This window comes from Treponema denticola (assembly GCF_024181605.1).
Lineage (GTDB): Bacteria > Spirochaetota > Spirochaetia > Treponematales > Treponemataceae > Treponema_B > Treponema_B denticola_B.
The window spans coordinates 2021265-2042157 of the sequence record NZ_CP054477.1 but is presented as its reverse complement, the minus strand read 5'-3'; the positions used below and the strand labels follow the sequence as shown (position 1 = coordinate 2042157).

The 20893-nt window shown below is 38.2% G+C and carries 20 protein-coding genes; 5 read left to right on the top strand and 15 right to left on the bottom strand.

The genetic code is table 11. From position 1 onward, the window contains the following. The first annotated feature begins 9 nt into the window (after positions 1 to 9). Together E4N80_RS09560 and E4N80_RS09555 are read left to right on the top strand one after the other, a co-directional pair. Positions 10 to 6405, top strand: coding sequence for a hypothetical protein (locus tag E4N80_RS09560; protein WP_253699014.1), 6396 nt, complete (start codon positions 10 to 12; stop codon positions 6403 to 6405). A 69-nt stretch (positions 6406 to 6474) separates the two neighbouring features. Next, on the top strand, positions 6475 to 7275 hold the full coding sequence (locus E4N80_RS09555) for an SDR family NAD(P)-dependent oxidoreductase (RefSeq protein WP_253701055.1): 801 nt from the start codon (positions 6475 to 6477) through the stop codon (positions 7273 to 7275). Between the two features lie 86 nt (positions 7276 to 7361). On the opposite strand, the gene E4N80_RS09550 is transcribed toward E4N80_RS09555, so the two are convergent. Further along, the gene (locus E4N80_RS09550) at positions 7362 to 7757 is read right to left on the bottom strand and encodes a single-stranded DNA-binding protein (RefSeq protein WP_253697088.1); all 396 of its coding nucleotides are present in this window, start codon (positions 7755 to 7757) and stop codon (positions 7362 to 7364) included. Between the two features lie 269 nt (positions 7758 to 8026). On the opposite strand from E4N80_RS09550, the gene yajC reads away from it, so the two are divergent. Genes yajC through secF form a run of 3 tightly spaced genes read left to right on the top strand, consistent with a single transcriptional unit; the run spans position 8027 to position 11492 of the window. Beyond that, positions 8027 to 8431, top strand: a complete 405-nt coding sequence (gene yajC, locus E4N80_RS09545; protein ID WP_253699013.1) for a preprotein translocase subunit YajC — start codon at positions 8027 to 8029, stop codon at positions 8429 to 8431. Positions 8432 to 8485: 54 nt separating this feature from the next. Further along, positions 8486 to 10249, top strand: a complete 1764-nt coding sequence (secD, locus tag E4N80_RS09540; RefSeq protein ID WP_253699012.1) for a protein translocase subunit SecD — start codon at positions 8486 to 8488, stop codon at positions 10247 to 10249. A 1-nt stretch (position 10250) separates the two neighbouring features. After that, the gene (gene secF, locus E4N80_RS09535) at positions 10251 to 11492 is read left to right on the top strand and encodes a protein translocase subunit SecF (protein WP_253699011.1); all 1242 of its coding nucleotides are present in this window, start codon (positions 10251 to 10253) and stop codon (positions 11490 to 11492) included. A gap of 68 nt (positions 11493 to 11560) precedes the next feature. Here secF and E4N80_RS09530 read toward each other — a convergent pair whose 3' ends face one another. The 14 genes from E4N80_RS09530 to E4N80_RS09465 form a co-directional block, all read right to left on the bottom strand. After that, on the bottom strand, positions 11561 to 12709 hold the full coding sequence (locus E4N80_RS09530) for an aminotransferase class V-fold PLP-dependent enzyme (protein ID WP_253699010.1): 1149 nt from the start codon (positions 12707 to 12709) through the stop codon (positions 11561 to 11563). Next, positions 12696 to 13046 (bottom strand): putative Se/S carrier protein, encoded by a 351-nt coding sequence (locus E4N80_RS09525; protein WP_253699009.1) that lies wholly within the window; start codon positions 13044 to 13046, stop codon positions 12696 to 12698. The genes E4N80_RS09530 and E4N80_RS09525 overlap by 14 nt, the downstream gene beginning before the upstream one ends. Positions 13047 to 13086: 40 nt before the next feature. Then, positions 13087 to 13680, bottom strand: coding sequence for a sulfurtransferase-like selenium metabolism protein YedF (gene yedF / locus E4N80_RS09520; RefSeq protein ID WP_002681889.1), 594 nt, complete (start codon positions 13678 to 13680; stop codon positions 13087 to 13089). Between the two features lie 93 nt (positions 13681 to 13773). Further along, positions 13774 to 14193, bottom strand: coding sequence for an Rrf2 family transcriptional regulator (locus tag E4N80_RS09515; protein WP_253699008.1), 420 nt, complete (start codon positions 14191 to 14193; stop codon positions 13774 to 13776). An 8-nt stretch (positions 14194 to 14201) separates the two neighbouring features. Continuing rightward, entirely contained in the window at positions 14202 to 15071 is an 870-nt protein-coding gene (locus E4N80_RS09510) for an SIR2 family NAD-dependent protein deacylase (protein ID WP_253699007.1), read from the bottom strand. Positions 15072 to 15088: 17 nt separating this feature from the next. Further along, on the bottom strand, positions 15089 to 15904 hold the full coding sequence (locus tag E4N80_RS09505) for a protein-ADP-ribose hydrolase (protein WP_253699006.1): 816 nt from the start codon (positions 15902 to 15904) through the stop codon (positions 15089 to 15091). Positions 15905 to 16031: 127 nt separating this feature from the next. Beyond that, the gene (locus E4N80_RS09500; protein ID WP_253699005.1) at positions 16032 to 17075 is read right to left on the bottom strand and encodes a DMT family transporter; all 1044 of its coding nucleotides are present in this window, start codon (positions 17073 to 17075) and stop codon (positions 16032 to 16034) included. Between the two features lie 51 nt (positions 17076 to 17126). Continuing rightward, a complete protein-coding gene (locus tag E4N80_RS09495; RefSeq protein ID WP_253699004.1) occupies positions 17127 to 17687 on the bottom strand; it encodes a hypothetical protein in 561 nt (186 codons plus the stop codon). Further along, positions 17684 to 18508 (bottom strand): hypothetical protein, encoded by an 825-nt coding sequence (locus E4N80_RS09490; protein ID WP_253699003.1) that lies wholly within the window; start codon positions 18506 to 18508, stop codon positions 17684 to 17686. The genes E4N80_RS09495 and E4N80_RS09490 overlap by 4 nt, the downstream gene beginning before the upstream one ends. A gap of 102 nt (positions 18509 to 18610) precedes the next feature. Continuing rightward, complete coding sequence (gene mazF / locus E4N80_RS09485) at positions 18611 to 18949, bottom strand: endoribonuclease MazF (RefSeq protein WP_010694033.1); 339 nt, start codon at positions 18947 to 18949, stop codon at positions 18611 to 18613. After that, positions 18943 to 19176: an AbrB/MazE/SpoVT family DNA-binding domain-containing protein gene (locus E4N80_RS09480; RefSeq protein WP_253699002.1), complete on the bottom strand. Its 234-nt coding sequence runs from the start codon at positions 19174 to 19176 to the stop codon at positions 18943 to 18945. The genes mazF and E4N80_RS09480 overlap by 7 nt, the downstream gene beginning before the upstream one ends. Positions 19177 to 19650: 474 nt before the next feature. Continuing rightward, positions 19651 to 20316 carry a hypothetical protein gene (locus E4N80_RS09475; RefSeq protein WP_253699001.1) on the bottom strand — a complete coding sequence of 222 codons (666 nt, stop codon included), beginning with the start codon at positions 20314 to 20316 and terminating at the stop codon, positions 19651 to 19653. 49 nt (positions 20317 to 20365) lie between these two features. Further along, a complete protein-coding gene (locus E4N80_RS09470; protein ID WP_253699000.1) occupies positions 20366 to 20593 on the bottom strand; it encodes a type II toxin-antitoxin system VapC family toxin in 228 nt (75 codons plus the stop codon). Then, positions 20590 to 20817 (bottom strand): DUF2281 domain-containing protein, encoded by a 228-nt coding sequence (locus E4N80_RS09465; RefSeq protein WP_253698999.1) that lies wholly within the window; start codon positions 20815 to 20817, stop codon positions 20590 to 20592. The genes E4N80_RS09470 and E4N80_RS09465 overlap by 4 nt, the downstream gene beginning before the upstream one ends. Positions 20818 to 20893 lie beyond the last annotated feature (76 nt).

The following is a 20893-nucleotide window of genomic DNA, read 5'->3' as shown; positions in this document are numbered from 1 at the left end:
AGGGCTTTTATGAAGAAGAACAGAATTTTTTTTAGTTTTTTGATTTTAATTTTGTTTACGGTTATAATGTTGGTAACATGTAAACCTCTTGTATCCTTGGGAGCTACGATAGATGTCTTACCGCCCAGTGGTCAAATCCTGTACCCTGATGCAGGAGATACGCCTATCAAAGGGTCTTTTGTTTTAAAAGGAACGGCAAAAGACGATGACGGTGTTCAGTCGGTACAGGTCGTTTTTGAAAATATTGAAACCAAACAGCGTAGTATTGTATATGAGGCGGTAGATTTCACAAAAGGAAGCTCTTCTGTTTTATGGACAATAAACGTAACTAATGAATCTACCGGAGAAGAACCGGGTCATGAGCTGGTAAAAGTATATCCCATCCCTGACGGTGAATACACTGCAATCGTTAGCGTTATAGATAATGGCGGAAAGACGTCCACATTTACAAAAAACTATAAAATCGATAATACGGCTCCGGTGTTTATTGTGTCACGTCCGTCGACGTTTGCCGCTCTGTCGGAAAACCCGACAAGCGCCGATAAATACGGTGCTGTTTTTTCCGTACTCGGTCAAGCGGGGGAGCGGAATACGGTTTCCAAACTGAGTGTTGAAGTACCGGAAAAAAATCTTGCTGCAAGCGAAATGTTTGTAGGAAAAAACATCAATGCACAGCTTTTTGTACACGGCGAAGCTGAGGCAGCTGCATGGTACAACTATCAAAAAAATGAGCTGCACAATCAAGCCATAAAAGCCCAATTATTTTTGTATGACAACGCGCAGGAGTTTACCGGCGGTGCTCCCGGCACGGAAGGAAACAAAAGCGATTTCTTTTATTTAAAAGATGACATACAAAATACCGTTTTAGCAAAAGGTTATACCGAAGAAGTTATAAGCGATTATTTTGCAGGTAAGAAAGGTTCCGATAAAAACAAACACGATAAAAAAATAAAAGAGCTGCGTGCAGACAACGATGCATTAACTGCATTAAAAAATAACCGTAAAATGATGGACGGTACCGATGAAAAACGCAGTACCTTTAAATTGGATCCTAATAAGTCGCCCGGTTATAAAATTATCGGTGTAAAAAATCTTGCAAAAGACGGTTTGGATCTTGCCGCAGCCAGCACGATTGTTTTTAAAAGCGGAAATGCCTCCACGCTTTTAGCAGAACTTATTCCCAATAAAGATGGTACTCCTTTGGTAAGTCCTGCTACGGTTGACGATTATAAAAATAGCGGCATAAAAATAGTGCTTATGAAATGGGACGGGGCTTCAGGGACTAACGAAACCGACAGTTTTAAAACCGGTAACAACCTTGTACAAGAAGCGGTACTGTTCGATTTTGCCGGTTTAAATTCTCAAGCAGACTTGGATAATGCGATAATAAAAGAAGGAAGCAATTTACGGGTAAAATTCAATTTACCTACTTCTTTTACCGAAGGAAAACGTGCAATAAAAGTTATCGGTATGGATAGCTCAAAGCAAACTTCTAATACCTTTGAAGCATATGACGATTCGAATTCGGTAAACAACGGTTTATACATTTGTAATTTTATTTCAAGCGGAAGCGGCCCGAGAATAAGACCTGTGCGTATCGAAGGCTTTAAAAATCAAAATTTCGATATTCTTGCAGACATTACCGATTTGGAACCGGGCACAGCTTACTATAAGATCGGCTCAGATGCGACGGAAGATTCCAATAGAAAACTCGAACGACCTGATCCTGTCGGTGCTCCTGCGCGGTACAATGCTACCCTTGATATAAGCGGTTTAACCGATGGAGAATACGAACTCCACTTTTTGGCCAAAGCAAATAACGGAAGCCAAGACAAAGATAAAATAACTTTTACAGTCGATAAAACACCTCCGACGGTTGCATTAACTTATCCGGAGTCTAATGTTGCGCAAGCAGGCGAAGTAAGCTTTACGGGAACGATTTCGGACGCAGGTGCAGGAGTTAAAGCTTCTGCAACAAAGTTTTTAATTGCAAAAAAATCCATAGGAACAGTAGATGAAAACACTGCCGGTTGGCAAAATATGGTTAATTCTTCGGCGGGCAGCTGGAACTTTAAATATGATTTTGGTACTATGGCTAACCCTTCCGAGTATGGTGATACGAGTACATCCAACCCCAACTATTTTGATATTCCCATATATATTCTTGCGGAAGACAATATTGGTAACAAAAAAGTACATAAACTTACCATGATCTTAAATCCGGACGGGAACAAGCCGGTTGTACGTATATTATCGCCTGTGAACAACGCTGTATTGGGCGGTACTGTACAGATTTTCGGCACCGCGAGTGTCGCTATCGGTTCTCCGTCGGATATAGGTGAAGCGTATATTCAATTCTCCAAAGACGGTAATTTTGCAAGCCAAGCCGATGGAACGTTCGGCGGTGTTAACTGGTATAACAATGGAGACGGTAGGGTTGTAGACAATACTGATACAAATGGTGCTGTTCAATGGACGCAAATAATCAATCAAACCGGATCGTTTAATCCTCCATCACCCGGTCAGAGAAAATGGACTGTATACTTTAGGGTACGTGCCAAAAATAAGAATCCTTTAGTAAACAGGCTGGGGGAGTGGTCGGAAAAAGTTAAAATCGAAATCGACAAGTCGGCACCGACTATCGGAAGTCCTGATGCTATTAAAATTGTCAATTCTACAGCGCTTCCTCCTGTTTCGCTAGACTATGTTCCGCGCATGTGGGTTGGTTCCGGCATGGACCTTACCGGTTCTTTACACGATGAATCAGGAATAAAAAAACTTACTATTTCCGGAGACCTAAAAAATGGAGCGGAATACGATCTTAATCAGGCGCAGACGGCAGGATGGATTACGATAGATACTGCTCATACTCCTACATCCAGTGAATCCGGTAATGCAAAAAATTATAAACTTAAAATACCTCTTTCTTTAAATGATTTAAAACCTCAAGCCAAAGCAAAGGGAGAATTCAGCGTAAAAATATCTATTACCGAAGACACGGCTAATAACCTGAATTCTGAAAGAGAATTTACATTCCGGTTTGATACAGATAATCCTTCAGGCGGTTTTGGCAATATGCTTTACGTTGCAAACGGTACTTTTGGTACAACATCAATTACCAATTCAGCTCTTGCAAACACTATACGGGCAAATCCTTCAGGTTTAAAGATTCTTGTGGGGGATAAAATCGTAAACATAACCGGCATTTCGGGTATTATGCATAATACGGTAAACTTTATACCCGCTCTTGCTTCTGCGGGAAGATACAATTATGCCGTATATAGACCCGAAATTTTGGTAAAAGCTGTCAGCGGCAACGATTGGGTTGTGCGCGGTGTTGCAAACGACAACGGTTCAGGTGTTAAGGAAGTTACCGCCAAACTTGAAGTAGGTAGTGCTTCACAAAGCGTAACTATGACCGAGCTTGATCCTTCAAATAAAATATACCGACAGCTGGACGGTTTGTGTAAATGGGAAGGGAAGATCGATTTATCAAGCATACCTGATGGTAAAGGTAAACTTACCTATACCATAACCGACAACAGCGGCAACGTTTTTACTGCTCAGGAAGATGTGCGGGTAAAAAACAAAGCTTTACGTGTAACCACGGTAAAGCTCAGTACGGATATCGGCGGCACGCAAAGCACCTTTGAAAATACAAATGCAAACAACGCGCTGGTGGAAACAATCGATGCGAATTCGGATGCTTTCTTAACTCTTACCAGTAAACGCTTTGCCTTTAAATCTTTGACTGATTCCAAGATCAAAGTAGATTTTACCGGTGGGCAAGGGCAAATTAAATATACACTCAAATATAATGGCAACACATTAACCGGTCACAATATGAACAATATCAGTTCCGGCGATACTATAGCTTTGACTTCAAGTGATTTGAACACGATAGGCAATAGTACCGGAGGCAACACTAAAGATTTAGTGCTTGAACTGTGGGACAGTGCAGAAGGCTGTACGAAAACAGGAAGTGCTCCTCTTACCAAAAGCTCTTTTGCCGAGGTAACGATCAAAGCCATATTCGATGCCCTTGACACTCAAAAACCTACCGTAGTTGTGCTGCCATTCCATTGGAACGGCAAAGCAGATAACTCTCTGTACCAAAACAGCCGTGCAAATGGGCACGTGGAAATTGCAAAGATTAACAGCTTAGGCAACGATCACTCTTCCGTTTCGGGTAAAGTTACCCTACGAGGTTTTGCCTACGATAATATTAAGATAAATACGGTTAAGGCAACGTTACCTCATACAACATTGACGGCTACACGTCCCACTTCGGGAGCTTGGACGAACGGTTCAATGACAGCCGATGGCGCCGTATTAACCATTGAAAAACTGGGAGCAGATTACCTCGGATATTATATACAGTGGACTTTGGATTGGGATACGGAAAGAACAAGTGTAGATCTTGCAAAGGAAATTAAAATAACCGTAAACGACGGAACAAACGATTCTTTAGGGACTAAAGAACACATGCCTGCATCTGCAACAACTGTTATCAGAAACCGGCAGAATTCTGCACAAGGTACAGTGTTTACAGGTAAAAATGCAGGGCAGTTTGTTGTGTTTACAAACGGCGAGACTCAATACCTTACTCGCATTAAAGAGATCGACGGCGATAAAGTAACATTGGATGAAATGGTTCCTGTAGAAGCAAATCAGGTTTTTGTGTATGGTTATAATGCAAACGAAGCAAAAACAAATGTAAACATTATGCCTTTTATAACGGAAGTAGAAACCGGCTTAATGAGTGCGGATAGTGGTTTTAAAGGTTCTTTCTCTCGTGCTTCGACGGGCGAATATCCTGTGCGTGCAGGTGAAAGCCTTAAAATAAAAGGATTTAACCTTAACACAGGTACGGTTATGCTAGGCTCAACATCGCTTGGTACGAATTTGAATGGCGTAGCCATAGCATCATCTCATACCAGCGATGAAATTTCTGTACAAGTTGGCAGCAGAAAATCCATAAACAATATGATTGATGTAAGTAAGCCATATAATATTGAAGCAAATGGTGTAAACAATAATATATTAACTGTAAAGCGTAAGTTGTTTATATGGGAAACAAAAACTCTTATCAACAATGCCGCATTGGAAAGTCCGCAGTTTGTGATGGATAAAGATTCAAAATACTATTTGACGTACGGTAATTTAAAAAGTTTTGGTACTAATGGCGATGCTATGAGATTGTCAACTAAGATTAATGGAGCGGAAAATAATGACTGGGAAAAGTGTTACAGTAAATACCATAACACTGTCATTGCTTATGACGAAAACGGAAAACCCTATCTCGGTGCAACAAATACGGATAGAGCTACTAACAGCACGGCTTTTACACTCTTTTTCCAAGAAGCGCAAGTAGGAGCATACGCTTATTCCACTAATGGGCAAAAACGTCGTCTTGAGAATTCTAATAATGCAATTAGGGGAGTATATGATGTAAACCGTGTACAAATTCCGAAAATGGCGGTTAGAGGCCGCGGTACCTCCTCTGATCCTGCAAGGTTGGCGCTCGTGTATTTTGATAAAAATGTTGCAAATGATGCTCCTGTGAAATTCCGTTATGGTACGGTAAAATCGCCATCCGATGTTACAGGAGGATTGAGCTATAATATTGAACCAAATGGCAGTGGTGCACAGCCGAATAATTCGGGTTCGGCAAAAGGTTATGAAGTCGTTGCAAATAAAGGTTCAAACTATAAGGGCGGCGGATATGCAGCTGTAGGACTTACTTCTACAAACCGTGCTGTCGTTGTATGGTACGACGCGTCGCATTCACAATTGATATATAGCTATCGCGATATGGGTATTGGCAGTTATACAGAGCCGACGGATTCTGATAGGTTTACAAGTCAATGGCAGAATCATGCAGTTGTTATTGACAGTGGAGCTCCGCTTTATGTAGATCTCATTGTCGATGATCAAGATGGTGTTCACATCGGGTACTATTCAGGCAGCAATAACGGCGTTCGTTATGCATACCTTGCACCCGCAAAGGTAAAAGGGTCAAGTAAGCCGAACACCGGCGATTTTAAAATTGCAACGGTTGATACGTATATGAACCCGGGCTCTTACCTTAAAATAGGCGTGCGCAAAGAAAACAACAAGCAAGTGCCATATGTAAGTTACTATCATAACGGCTTTTTTGGATCAGCAAATGCAGCTCGTATTGCCTGGCTTAAAGACGGTATTGCTTCTGCCGCCGACGTTAAAAATGGCGTTGAGAACGGTAAGTTTACCGGTAATTGGGTGGTTATGACTGTGCCGGCAAGTAACGGTATTCAGCAGTATACAATTTGTCAAGGTGTACCTACGGGCGGTATTTATCAGGATAAAGTTATCGCCGCATATTTTACAAATGCGAATTATGAGATGGCAGTGCTTAAAAAATAAGCACACCCATTAGTGAGTTATCCCCCGTCGGATTATCCGGCGGGGGATTTTTATGCTATGAAGAAAAATATGAAAAAAATAGCGATAGTGGCAGGAGGCTCAAGCGGTATAGGTCTTGAGATTACAAAGGCCTTGATTCTAAAAGATTATTTTGTTTACACCATGAGCCGCAGAGAATTTTTAAGTTTGCCTCAAGAAAAGAGTAAGCACATTAGCCTTGATATTACGGATGAAGAAAATCTTACAAAATCCTTTTCCGATATTTGGGAAAAAGAAGGGCGGATTGATTTAGCCGTCTGTGCAGCGGGATTCGGTATTTCCGGCGCTGTGGAATTTACAAGCCTTGAAGAAGCAAAAAAACAAATGGATGTAAACTTTTTCGGAGCTTTTTTATTTATAAAGACTACCGCCTCGTATATGAGACCCCAGTCTTTCGGAAAGATATTTGTGATCAGCTCTATAGCCGGAGAAATCGCCATTCCGTTTCAGGGCTTTTATTCGGCATCAAAGGCAGCCATTGGCAAACTCTTAGAAGCTTTTAGAGCGGAACTTCATCCCTTTGGTGTGGACTGTACCCTAATCATGCCCGGAGATGTTGCCACCCCCTTCACGGCCGCAAGAAATAAGTCAAATCTTGGGGATGATGTTTATAATGGGAGAATTTCAAAAAGTGTTTCCAAAATGGAAAAAGACGAGCAAAAGGGGATGAGACCTGAAAGCTTAGGAAAATTCGTTGCCTCCCTTGCCGAAAAGCGGAAAGTCGGATTTCTTTATCCCTATAATCGGACTTACTCCTTCTTGCTGCTTTTATACAGAATTTTACCCCGCAGCCTCGCTCTTTTTATCGTAAAAAAACTATATGCCGAATAAAGATGCTATCAAGGCCCGATGAGTGAATAATTTGTAAAGGAGCTTTTAGCTAAAGCAATCGTCTTAGGCCTTGACAGCATAATTATTTAAAATGCCATTACTTTTTCTTCAATAAGGACCTCCTCCTTTGCTTGTGTTTTTTCGCCTGCATTTTTAAAGATGGGCTTAAACTCTACATGTTCTGCAACAACTTTTACTTTGCTGTAATTTTTCCCATCGGTACCGACCCACCTATCCTGCTTAATTCTGCCTACAACGCGGACTCCCCTGCCTTTAGCTCCGTTTTGTTCACACAATTTTGCAAGACTTGCCCATGATTCTACATCAAAATAAGAAGTTTCCTGCACAAAAGCATCGTCTTTTTTGTAGTTTCTATTTGAAGCAATAGAAAAAGTACAGATGTCTGTTCCGTTTGCCGTAGTTTTTAAAACAGGTTCCCTAACCATGTTTCCTTCAATAATGAGCGAATTTAATGATTTCATTTTATACCTCCAAAAATCACAAAAATAACGTCAATTTGAACACTTGTTCAATAATATTTCGAAAGATTGGGCGGCGCCGCTCCCTTGCCTTCATCTAATTATAGGCTTATAAACGCAATTTTTAGTAAAATTTTTAAAAAAAAGTTTATAAAATTTTAAAAAAAAAAGTTTTTTTTAAAAGCTGATCTCTTATTGACTGAATATATAAAAATATGATATTGTATTTCCCTATATTTGTATTTTAAATTACTTTAAAAAGGATGGGTTTTATGAATTTTATGCCTTTATTGCAAGGAACCGCTCAGGGCGGCATTGCCTCCTTCGGTTTTTTAGTACCAATGCTCTTGGTATTTGTTATTTTTTATTTTTTGCTTATTCGTCCGCAAAAAAAGGAACAGCAAAAAACCGAAAGAATGATTTCTCAGCTTCAAAAGGGAGATAAGATCATCACCATCGGCGGTATTCACGGTGTTGTAAGCTCCACAAAAGAAAAAACCATTATCATAAAAGTTGATGACAACTGCAAAATTGAAATTAACCGTTCTGCAGTAGGTGCCGTTTTAAAAGATGAGCCTCCTAAGCCCGATTTCGGCGGTGAAGGCGAAAAGAAGAAACCATTATTCGGAAAAAAATCCACCGATTCCGAAAACGGCGGCACAGTTTCAGAAAACTAATCAAAATAAAACAATTTGCGGTTTTAAGTTTAAAACCGCAAAGGGAGATAAATAATGAGAAAAAGATTTAGATTTATCGTTGTTCTTCTTGTCATTGCCTTGTGCTTTGTTTTCTTACATCCTACCCTTAAATGGTATTTTTGGACAAACCAAGAAGATAAAGCGTTAGCTTTGGCATCAAGAGAAAAGATTAAAGATTATTCCGAAAATATGGCAAGAGCTGATATTGATAAGCTCATAGAAATGGCAGCTTCAAACTCAACAGAACCTCTTTCGGAAAAATATGCTCCTATTATTAAAGAAGCTAAAGCTCGTCGAAAGGCCTTGGGTATGGAGATACCCTCACAGTGGACGGCTCAAGATGTTGCTGCAAGTTTTAAACTTTCCTCAAAAGAAAAGTTTATACCCATAGCCCAGTCTATCTTAGAAACTGCGTATAGGGATTCCATTTTAGGTATAAAAAACTATCAAACAAATGCCGTTAAACTGGGACTTGACTTATCGGGCGGTATGTTGGTTATTATCAAGGCCGACTTGGATGCTGCCATTTCTGCAGACGGGGCAAGCAGCGATACAATAGCCGACTCGAAGAAGGCTGCAATGACTTTGGCCATGGATACCCTCCGAAGCCGAATAGATAAGTTCGGTCTTACAGACCCTGTAATTAGACGCCAAGGGGATGATAGAATTTATATTGAAATGCCGGGAGCAGCCGATGCAGATAAGATAAACTCCATTATCATGGGCCGAGGTATTTTAGCCTTCCATATAGTGGATGATGAGGCTACTCAGGCATTTAGAGAATATTATCGAAACAATCCGGGAAAAACCTTTGATGCCGAATATAATCTTTTAAATCCCGAAATTATTCCCGAAGACTGTATGGTACTGGGTGTATATCACAAAGATGCCTACGGTATAGATGAAAGAGACGATAGAGAACCCTTCCTTGTCGTAAAAAAACAAGCAGGTCTTGAAGGAAAACACCTCGTAAGTGTCGACACTTCAACAGATCAAAGATCCAATAACCCGCTTGTAAACTTTTCTCTCGATGCTGAAGGAGCAAAGATATTTGCAGAATTAACTACAAGCAATGTCGGAAAAAGGCTTGCCATAGTTTCTGACAATAAGATAAAATCAGCCCCAAACCTCAAGGAGCCTATTACCGGAGGTTCGGGAAGCATAAGTGGAATGTCTGCAACGGAAGCAAACAATCTTAAAACCGTTTTACGGACTGCATGGCTAAATGTTCCGCTCCAGCTTGAAACTCAGCAGGTTGTAGGAGCCAGCTTAGGCGACGAAAAGATTAACGAAGGTATTAAGGCATTGCAGTGGGGCTTAATTGCCGTCTTGATTTTTATGCTTGTATTCTATAAGGAAGCGGGAATCAATGCCTGTATTGCTCAAATTTTAAACCTTTATATAATGTTCAGTATTCTTTCAGCCTTCAATTTAACTCTTACCTTGCCCAGTATTGCAGGTATGATTTTAACTATAGGTATGGCTGTAGATGCTAACGTTGTTGTTTTTGAAAGAATAAAAGAAGAACTAAGGCTTGGTAAAACAAGGGAAGCTTCCATAAACGCAGGCTTTGAACATGCTTTTTCTGCAATTATGGACTCAAACATTACAACCTTCATTGCGGCCTTCTTTTTATCAATTCTCGGAACCGGACCGATAAAGGGCTTTGCATACAGCTTAGCCATAGGTGTTGTTTCTTCAGTATTTACCGCTTTGTTTGTTTCACGATTAATATTTGATTTCGGAACTCAAGCATTAAAATTGGAGAAGATTCATATCAGCTGGAGGAAGTTATAAAATGAAAAAAATAATAAGTTTTTCTAAATTTTTTGTTCCGGGCATTATTTTCAGTATAGGACTTATGGCCTTTGGAATTATAGGCTATTTTACCAAAGGAATAAATTTCGGTATTGACTTTCAAGCCGGTTTTATCGAAAAGGTAAAAATAGCCCCTACGGCGATAGAGCTTTCTTATGAGGGGCCTTTAACGGTGTCCTTTTCTCAAGGTATATCCGATGTTTCGATTACTACAACATCTTTAGATGGTGAAAGTAAGTCCTATGTCTTCAATTTTACCGATAATCCGACTCTTAAAGACTTTGCTGACGGCCTTGCCTCTATTGATGGTTTAAAGGTAAAAGTTACCGCGTCGGAAAATGTGCTTCTTAAAAACCTGTTTTCCGACTCGGAATCTTCTTCCCGTCTTTCGGCCGCTGTGTTCCGACTTCATCATTTGGAAAAAGGGCTTCAACCGATAAATACCGATGAAGTTCGTCATGCGCTTTCTTCAATACCCTCGGTTTTGGTTCAGCAACTGGGAACACCGGAAGACAGGTATTTTCAGATAAGACTTGCCGATGACGGAAAATATGAAGATGCAAACAAAGAATTACGTTCGATTATAAACTCTGCCTTAAATGCAGCCTACGGCTCTGAAAACATTGCAGTTATAAGTACGGACTTTGTAGGTTCCCGTTTTTCTTCTTCATTGGCACAACAGGCAATATTGCTGGTAGGCGGTGCCTTGGTTTTAATCTTTGTTTATGCAATGTTCCGCTTTCAATGGAATTTTTCGCTTGCGGCAATTATTGCTCTGCTCCACGATACAATCGTAATGATTATGTTTATCTCATGGACACAGATGGAATTTAATTCTACGACGATAGCGGCCATTCTTACGATTATAGGTTATTCCATAAACGACACAATCGTTATCTTTGACCGTATCCGTGAAAAGATTAATCTTGAACCGAGACTTGAATGTAACGAGGTTTTGGATAAGGCCTTAAGCGAAGTGTTTACCCGAACAATTATTACAACCCTTACAACGATGGTTGCAGTTGTAGCACTTTATTTGTTTACCACCGATTCGATGAAGGATTTTGCCTTAGCCTTAATTGTAGGTCTTATAAGCGGAACCTATTCGTCAATCTATATTGCGTCTTATTTTATCGCTCTTACCTCCAAGGGTAAAAAAGCCGGAGAGATGATTACCAGAGGCAAAAAAGCCCCGGGTGAACTTTCAGGAGCGGTTATCTAACAAAATAGGATAAATCTCAGTAGAGAATTTTAAGTCAAGCGGCCGGTTTTAAAAATCGGCTGCTTTTTTTATGCGTTTTGAGCTATTTTTTTTAAGGCCTCGGCAGCCTGTTTGACTTCTTCAAATGTATTAAAAGAAGAAAAACTAAAACGGACTATGCCCTGCTCTTCGGTTCCGAGAGCCTTGTGTACCAATGGAGCACAGTGAGCTCCCGGCCGGCTTGCGATGCCGAACTCCTCATCGAGGCGGCGGCTTACTTCTCCCGAGGGAATATCTCCTATATTTATACCTACAACAGCTCCTGTTTTTTCGCTCCAAGGATTTCCGTATATTTTAAGATTGGGAATAGTTTTTATTTCCTCGATAAAAAGCAATTTTAAATCGGCCAATTTCTTTTGAATGGAAGTAATTCCTGTTTTTAAAACGTAGGAAGCTCCTGCATTTAAACCCATAAAGGACGGAACATTCATGGTGCCCGCTTCAAAGATGTCGGGCATCTCGGATGGGTGAGTTTTATCGAAAGAGTGAACTCCGCTTCCTCCCGAAAAAACAGGGACAAACTCGAAATTTCCGTTTACGATAATACCGCCCGTCCCCTGAGGCCCGTAGAGCCCCTTGTGGCCGGTAAAACAAAAAATACTTTGCCCATATTTTGATACGTCTATAGGAATTGTACCCGCACTTTGCGAAGCATCTACAATTAAGATTAGACCGTGTTTTTTGCAGATAGAATGAACATAGCCCAAGTCACAGATTGAGCCTACCACGTTTGAGCAGTGGTTTACGATAATTGCTTTGGTATTTGCTCTGACCTCTTTTTCGATAAAATCATAGCACAAAAAGCCGTCTTGAATAGGGATAATTGAAAGCTCAGCTCCATCTTTTTCGAGCTGATAAAGGGGGCGTAAAACCGAGTTATGTTCAAGAACGGTGGTTATGATGTGAGTATTTTCTTTGCCTGAAAAAAGGCTTTTTATTACGAGGTTTAAAGCAGATGTAGCATTTTGACAAAGAGCAACATTTAAGGGATTTTTTATATTAAAAAGCTTTGCTAAAGTTTGCCTTGTTTTAAAAAGCTCTGTCAGGGCTGCATGGGCCGTACTATGAGCTCCTCTCCCCGGATTCCCGAATTGATGTGAAGCAATCCCCTTAAATACCTCTTGGGCTACAGTTTCCGGCTTTTGAAGGGTGGTTGCACTATTGTCAAGATAGATCATATTTTTCCACAAACCTTTTATTTGTTTCTATTTTTAAAAGATACGTTCCCGTATAAGGAATTTCGGCCTCGGTTAAAAGGCGTGAAGTCATTTTTATACCTTCTTCATTTACCCGTAAAACCAAACCGCAGCCCGCAGAAATTTCAGGCGGAAGAGGAATAAGCCTCGCCTCAGTCAGGCCCTCAATTGCACTTGCAGCAGAAGAAAAATCTCCCGAAGTTTCCAATGCTTCAGCATCGGAAACTTCAGCTGAAGCCATAACTTCGCCAGAAGTTATGGCTTCAGCGGCTATCGCATGATGAGAAGACGAAAACGAAAAAACTCCGTAGGTTTTCAAATTTCTATTCCGTTATTCTTTTTTGCTATACTTTGGTAAACTATGGACGCACTACAAAGTGGGTGCGCATAATTTCGGTAATGCGGTACATATTTGTAGGAGTTCCTACCTTGAGCTTTTCTTTAAGTCCGTAAAAGTCAAGACACAAGCCGCAAGACAGAACTTCGCAGCCTTGAGAGGCAAGAGCCTTTAAGTCATTTACGGTTTTTTCGTTTTCGGTTGTAAGTTTTACACCCGAATTATAGCAGACAACAAACTTGGGAAGCACATCCTGTTCCGTGAGTGCATAGATAAAACCTTCTAAAAGCTTTTTGCCGAAGCCTTCATCTCCTGACCCCATCTGATCCGAGTTTATCACAACAGCATATTCTCCGCTTGAAGTTTGAGGAACGGCAACAGGATTTAAATTTACGCCGTCTTTTGCCTTTAAAAGAACTGTAAACTCCTTTTCCGAAATCTTGTTTACCTCAACCCCTATGCCGAGCTGAGCCGCCATCTTTGAAAGGTTTTGAGTTGCCACCTCATTATCCACCTTGACCGAGATATTTTCTTTACCCGTATTTTCCCTGACAGCCTTTTTTGCCATAATAACGGGAATAGGACAAGCCTGTCCCATAGCATTTACTTCTATCATAAAGACCTCGCAATATATTAAATTTTTAGATATATTATCATAAATGCTTATAATTAGTCAATGATGAGAATTATTAACATTATTTTGTGAATATTAGATATCTTTACTTAAATCGGCAATAGTTGTTTTGCTAAGCGAATCCTTCATTGCTTTTTGGGCATCATCCAATTTAGCATCAAGCACAAGATGAATTTTTCTTCCCACAGGACATTTAGGATTCGGATTAGGATGAAAATTAAAAATATCCCTCTCTTCCTCTCCCTCATTGATTGCGTTGTAAACATCGAGAAGCGTTATTTTATCTGAGGCTTGAGCCAAGTGCGACCCGCCGACCCCTGCGGCAGTTTTTACAAGTCCCGCTTTTTGTAACTGAAGCAAAATTTTTCTTATGATAACGGCATTTACACCTGTGCTTGCAGAAATAAAATCCGAAGTAACACGCATATCTTTTTCAAAATACCGGATACACAAAAGAGTATGTACTGCTGCCGTAAAACGAACACTTATTTTCATATTTCCAATTATACCATTTTCTTTAAGACTTCGCCAATATCGTCATTGATACAGATAGATTGCTTTTCTATTTTGAGCGGCACAACGGCTTCTCCAAAATTGATGCAGGCATAACCCGCATTCGGATTTTTTTCAGTCATTTGCCAAAACGGATACTTTATTATTCCGGGAGTATTTCCTCCAACGCCCAGTTCAAGAAACAGTATTTTCCCGCTGTTTGCTTGATGCTCTTGTTGACCCTGCGGACCGATTATATTCCGAGTTTGCAAAAACTTTTCATATTGTTTTGATGCCTTGTGCCAGCCTTTGTCCGTTACAAAAGTGTGGTCTGCCCGTAGGTTCATGCTCATCGGCTTTCCGCAAACAGGACAACGGGGAACAAGTTCTGTCGGAACTTTCATTTCATCACGAAATTCCCACATTGCTCGGATTTGTTTTTCATTGTCATAAGTTTCCTCATGACACGGCTCGCTGCATTGAAACAATCCGTAGTCGCCCTGCGTGTAAAATAGCCGGTTCTTGTCAAAGCCGGCTTTTTGAAAGCAATGGTCTACATTTGTCGTGATCACAAAATAATCCTTGTCCTTCACAAGCGAAAACAAATCTTTATAAACCGGTTTCGGCGGATCCATATAGCGGTTTATCATAATATAACGGCTCCAATATGCCCAATGCTCTTCGAGCGATTCAAAAGGAGTGAACCCTCCGGAATACATATCATGAAAACCGTATTTTACCGCGAAATCTGAAAAATATTTTTCAAACCGTTCTCCGGAATAAGTAAATCCTGCCGAAGTGGAAAGCCCGCTTCCGGCACCGATGACAATTGTTTCCGCTTCGTAAAGAACCTGTTTTAATTTCTCAATCTTCTCTGCCATACAAAATCCTCCCATTTTTAACGGCTGAAAATAAGCCCCCTGTAAATCTCCTCATCTTTTTCAGTGAACACATTAAACACAACCTTCATTCCGCCGGTATGGCCTGCCATGTTGGGGCTTGAACCGGATTTCTCGTTTTTTTCTTTCCATTCTTTGACGGCAGCGGCCGCGATTCGTGCCGCCTCTTCCTGCGGAAAACCGAAAACGCCTGTTGAAATACAGCAAAAGGCTATCGACCTAAGGCCCTTATCATGCGCCAAATCAAGACAAGATTTATAGCATGAAGAAAGCAAATCGCAATCAGTTTGGGTAAGCTGCCCTTCCACAATTGGGCCAACAGTATGAAGCACAAACTTACACGGCAGATTAAACGCAGGAGTGATTTTTGTTTGTCCTGTCGGCTCTTCATGCCCTTGCTTTTTTATAATCGAATCGCAGGCGGCACGGAGCCTTATTCCTGCAAATGTGTGTATGCAGTTGTCGATACAGGAGTGGCACGGCTGCCAGCAGCCTGTCATTCCGCTGTTCGCTGCATTTACGATTGCGTCAACTTTAAGTGTAGTGATGTCGCCTCGCCAAATGTAAAGATCATCACAAGCCGGAACTAAATCCGCGATGTCGGTAATTCCGCTCAATTTAATTTCTTCCTGCAAATACTCATCTTCAATATGCAAAAACTCTTCACTCGCAGGAACTGCATGACGCACATTCACAAGTGAGCGAAGAAGATATTTTTGCTCTGTTTCACTTTCAGGAATCTGCACTCCTCTATATTGTGAATTTTCTGCGAGAAGATATTCAATCAAAAAACGCCTCCGCTCTGTCTGTGTCATAATTCACCTTCTTTCGGGCATCTCTTGCCCGGTGTCTGTGTAAGTTATTCGAACTGTTGTTCTAATTAACTTACAGCTATAATATACAACAAATCGCTTGTAACGTCAATAGAACTTCTGATTTTTTTTATTTTCCTGCCTCATTTTTTAATTCATTTTCTAATTCCTCAATGCTATGATGATGACCATGTTTTGAATCAGAAATAAAATGATTATGTAAATGAGAATGGGATATTGTATGTGTGTGCGTTATGCCGTTATGTGTATGTGTAAATGTATGCCTATGTCCGTGTAAATGTTCTTTAATTAATGTATCATACACTATAAAAACAGTGCCTATAATCATTACAACTAACGCCGATATATATTTAATTGATATGCTCTCTTTTAATAATATAAATGCCAAAAATGTTCCTATGAATGGTGCAAGCGAATAATATGCACTTGTTTTAGCTGCACCCAAATATTTTTGAGCACGAATGTATGTAAAAATACTTAATCCGTAGGCTACAAATCCTAACAATAATGCGAAAGGAATATATTTAAGAGCAAAACCGATTTTACCGGAAACAAGAGCTACAATTATCGAACCAAATCCTGAACAAAGTCCTTTTATTGTTACAATCTGATATGTACTTTTATTTGATATTCTGCGGGTACAATTATTTTCCAATCCCCAGCAAATTGTTGCTCCAAGAACAAACAAAGAGCCTATGGAAAAATTTAATCCTTCAATACTTTCAAACGAAAGAATTATACTTGAAGCGGTAATAAAAAGAATTGCAAGCCATAACCTCCATGTCACTTTTTCCTTAAATATAATCAATGCAATTAATGCTGTAGCTACTATTTCAAAATTTCCAAGCAAAGATGCATTTGATGAAGTTCCGTATTTCACCCCAAGCATTAACAAAATTGGAGCGACAATATCAAGACCAATCATCCCCAAAGTATACGGTAAATCAGTTTTACCAAGGCGTTCAGATTTTTGCTCTTTTTTAAAATTGAATAAATACAAAATTCCTACACCAAGTCCTGCTCCAATATAAAGAAGCCCGGCCAAAAATACAGGTGAAATATTTTGAAGGAGTATTTTAGAACAAGGAACATTCAATGCATAAAAAGCTGCAGCAGCAACTGCATAAATAATCGCGATTATATTTTTATTCATTTTCAATTAAAAACTCCCTAAGATTCGCTTAACCTATATTGTATAGCAATATCAGTTTAAACCGGTTGTGGAATGTTCCTGATTCATTGCTTTTTGCTCCAAAATTCCTACTATTCTTTTGATTATATTTTTAAAATATTCAGCCCATTCTTTTATATCTTTTTCTTCAATATATCTAAGCCAAATGTCCGTATCGTTATTATATACATCTTTTACGAGTTCGTAATTTTTCAAAAACCATTTTTTAATATCATCAGACATATTTAGCAATGGATAATTTGAAGGCGGTTTTTTCATTTTTTTTCTTATTTCATTTTCTTTTTTTGTAATGTATTTTAATTCTTCTTGTGTTAAATAATGGCTTATTCTATTTCTCTCAATAGCCTTAGCACCTATTCCATCTGTTTCACTTAGCTGAAATTCGATAACAAATTTTGATCCTGTATAAAAATTAAAAGCACTTTGAGCACATTGAAACCAAAATATTACGTATAATTCGTTTATTTGCTTATAAAAACCAAGCATTCCGCCTTTAGTCTTTTTATATCCTAATGCTTTAAAATCTTCCTTAATTACTACATTTATAGTTTTATATACTTCAGTTGATTTCATTTTTTATACTTATATTCTATCATTTCTTTATTCAAAAATACATTTGCATAATATTCATATTCCCTTATTTCCGGATGTTTTTGAAAATCAATATATGGAGCTTTACAATAAGGACATCTAAAAGGATTGTAAAATTTAAATCTTCCATATCCTTTTTTTTCTAATTGAGAATCAATTCTTTTTACTGATTCTTCTGAAATATTTTTACATAACTGACCAGGCATATCTTTAATTGCATCATAAGGAACCATTAAAGTTTCGCTGCCATCATCTGAATAAAAATACTGGAAATAACCATTTCCTGCATGGTAACTATGAATATTAAAACTTTTTTTACATTCATCGCAAATGCAGCATAATCTGAAATTTGAAGGAGTTATAAATCCCGAAAAATGTAAGCCTCTGCTGAATAATCCCATTCCCTTATTTTCCGGATTATCATTATTATATGCATTTAATAAAACCGGCTGAAATCTTATTCCGTCTATCTGATTAATTTTCTTTTCTGTTTTAAATGGACTATCATCAATTTCGCCATCGATCATCAGACCAAAATTATTTAAGATCCGGATGCATAAATGAAGAAATTTCAGACTTGAAAAATTACTTTTATTTCCGGATTCAATTATATAATTTGCTATACATTTATTATCTTTAAAAATTATTAATTCATTACTTACCGGTTCCATTGTTGTTTTCACATTAACAACTTCAACTAATTCTTTTGGTGATATTTTTAAATTATTAATTTCTTTTTCTAATTCAGAGAAATCAATATTTATTTTATTTTTATTTATTGTAATTACTTTTTTTTCTAACATTTTTTTCCACCCAAGCACACCAGTGAGGGAGTCCACATAACTAACGCTTAAGTTGCATTTGCGGCTTGTCCGCAATGTCGGCTTGAAGCGGATGTTAGGTGATTACTCAATCAACAACTTTATATTATCTACAACAGCATTTATCTCTTCTTCTGTTGTTTTTTCTATAAAATCACAACTTCTTTTTTTATAATCAAGGTTCTTTACTTGGTCGCTAAGAATACAGCCATTTATCGAATGATTATCCAATACAATTTCAAAAGGATAGCCTTTTATATGGCTTGTAATAGGACAAAATAAAGCAAGTCCGACTTTTTGATTGTATCGTTTTTGAGAAATGCAAATTGCAGGACGACGACCTTTCTGCTCATGTCCTGCTTGCGGATTAAAATCAAGCCAAACTAAATCGCCTCTATCGGGAACATAATTTGAATTCACCATTCTTCGTTACCTACTGAATAACCTGTCGAAATTTCCGAATGAACATTTTCAGAAGTAACCATTGCCAGCATATCATCAAGATTTTTTTCCTGAGGAAGAATTACGATTTTTCCTTTTTCTGCGATTACTTCTATTTTGCTTCCATGCTTTACATTATTATCTTTTGCCCAAAGAGAGGGTATTCTAAATCCGAGACTATTACCCCATTTCTGAACTACAACCTGCATAATAAACCTCCATTATTTTTAGTATATACATTGTATAGTTTTTTGTCAAGGATTTTTTTCAAAAAAGCGGGCTTGCTCCACTGCCTAAATCGTTCATATTTGAAAACTATGATTTTCATGCCATATTCTTCAGCTGCTATATAATACATATAACCAATTATCCCTCCTCTCCGAATGCAGATTTTCATAAGATTATTATTCCATCAGCACCAATTATCTTCTGTATTATCACAAGTAATCTAAGTCAATTCAATATATTGTTCAGAAGGGATATACTCCATTTATCACTGTAACCTTTGCTTTAGCGATTAGAAATCCTGTACTTTGGCAACTACATAGGATAAATAGACTTATTAACTGGGAATATATTTCTTCATTTTTACCTCAAGCTGCCCGAAGGGCAGTCCACATAACAACTGTTTAAACCTCAAATCAGCCTGACTGGTTTGTCGGCTTTGAAACTTTGTTATACGATTATTTTACATCATTTATCCAATTATCTTCTATTCCATAAATTGGATATTCTTTGTTTTTATTAAAATATCTTAGAGTATTATTTTCTAAAGTAAAATATTCATTTTCATTTATTTTTAAGATATTTCCTTTTACTGTTCCAATATATGAATCTTCAGCAGATACTGCATACACACCGCTACTGTATATTTCTTCAATAGCCTTATAACTTTCGGAATCAATTTTCTTGCCTATTAAGAATCCCGTACCTGCAAATCCAATCTGTACATTAATGATTTTATTATTTATTCTGAAATAATCAAAATTTTCTGCTTCGGTATATATTCCTAGATTTATATTATCATCTGGCAGGCTTAACCTATCAGATGATCGTAACACAGCATTTAATAAAGGTTTGTGCCATTTATATTCTTTAATACTTAAAATTGATACTGTTGGAATAAAAATGAACAAAAATAGAATTACTATACCATATAAAATGGACCTTATTTTATTTTTTCTTTTTATATTTTTTATGAACCTGTATATAGCCAAAAGGAATAAGACCGTAATAATCACGGCTATTAGTATTACTGGAAATAAATACATTTTAGAAACATAGATTGAAGTTAGGCCATCTGCTCCGCCTATTGTTAAAATAGCTATTCCTTTGTCTAATTGTCCCATTTTTTACTTTCTCCACACGCCTCAGTTAGGGAGCTAGGCTTATTTTGTTTTACCAAACAGTTTTTACATCATACAACGGAATTTTTGTATCTATAATATCTTGGATTGAATTTTTATACTGAAGAAGATTACGGGTCTGTTTTATCGCAATTTCCCATAATGAAACTTTACTGTAGTAGCAAAATTCATTATTGATTATTTCTTTAGCCGTTTTAGATAGATTTTCACTATCAAACAAATACCAAAGAAGTGCATGAGTATCTAAAAAATATTTCACATATACTCCTTAAAATCTTCCAATGGTTCGTCAAAAGCCGGCGACATATAGAAATTCGGTTGCTTTAAAATGTCCGGCCGACGATTAGGAAATCTTTTTACAGATTTTTCATGTTGCTTTTTATAGAGTATTTTGTATTGTAAAAGTTCTAAATAATTATACACTTCAACCATGTATTCATCCGGAATTGATTCCAATTTTTCCTGAACAGTAGTTAACAGCATACATAGCCCCCTTAACATTTTTAGTATATCACAAATTGTCAAGTTTTTCTATAATTGATTGAGTATACTTAAAATC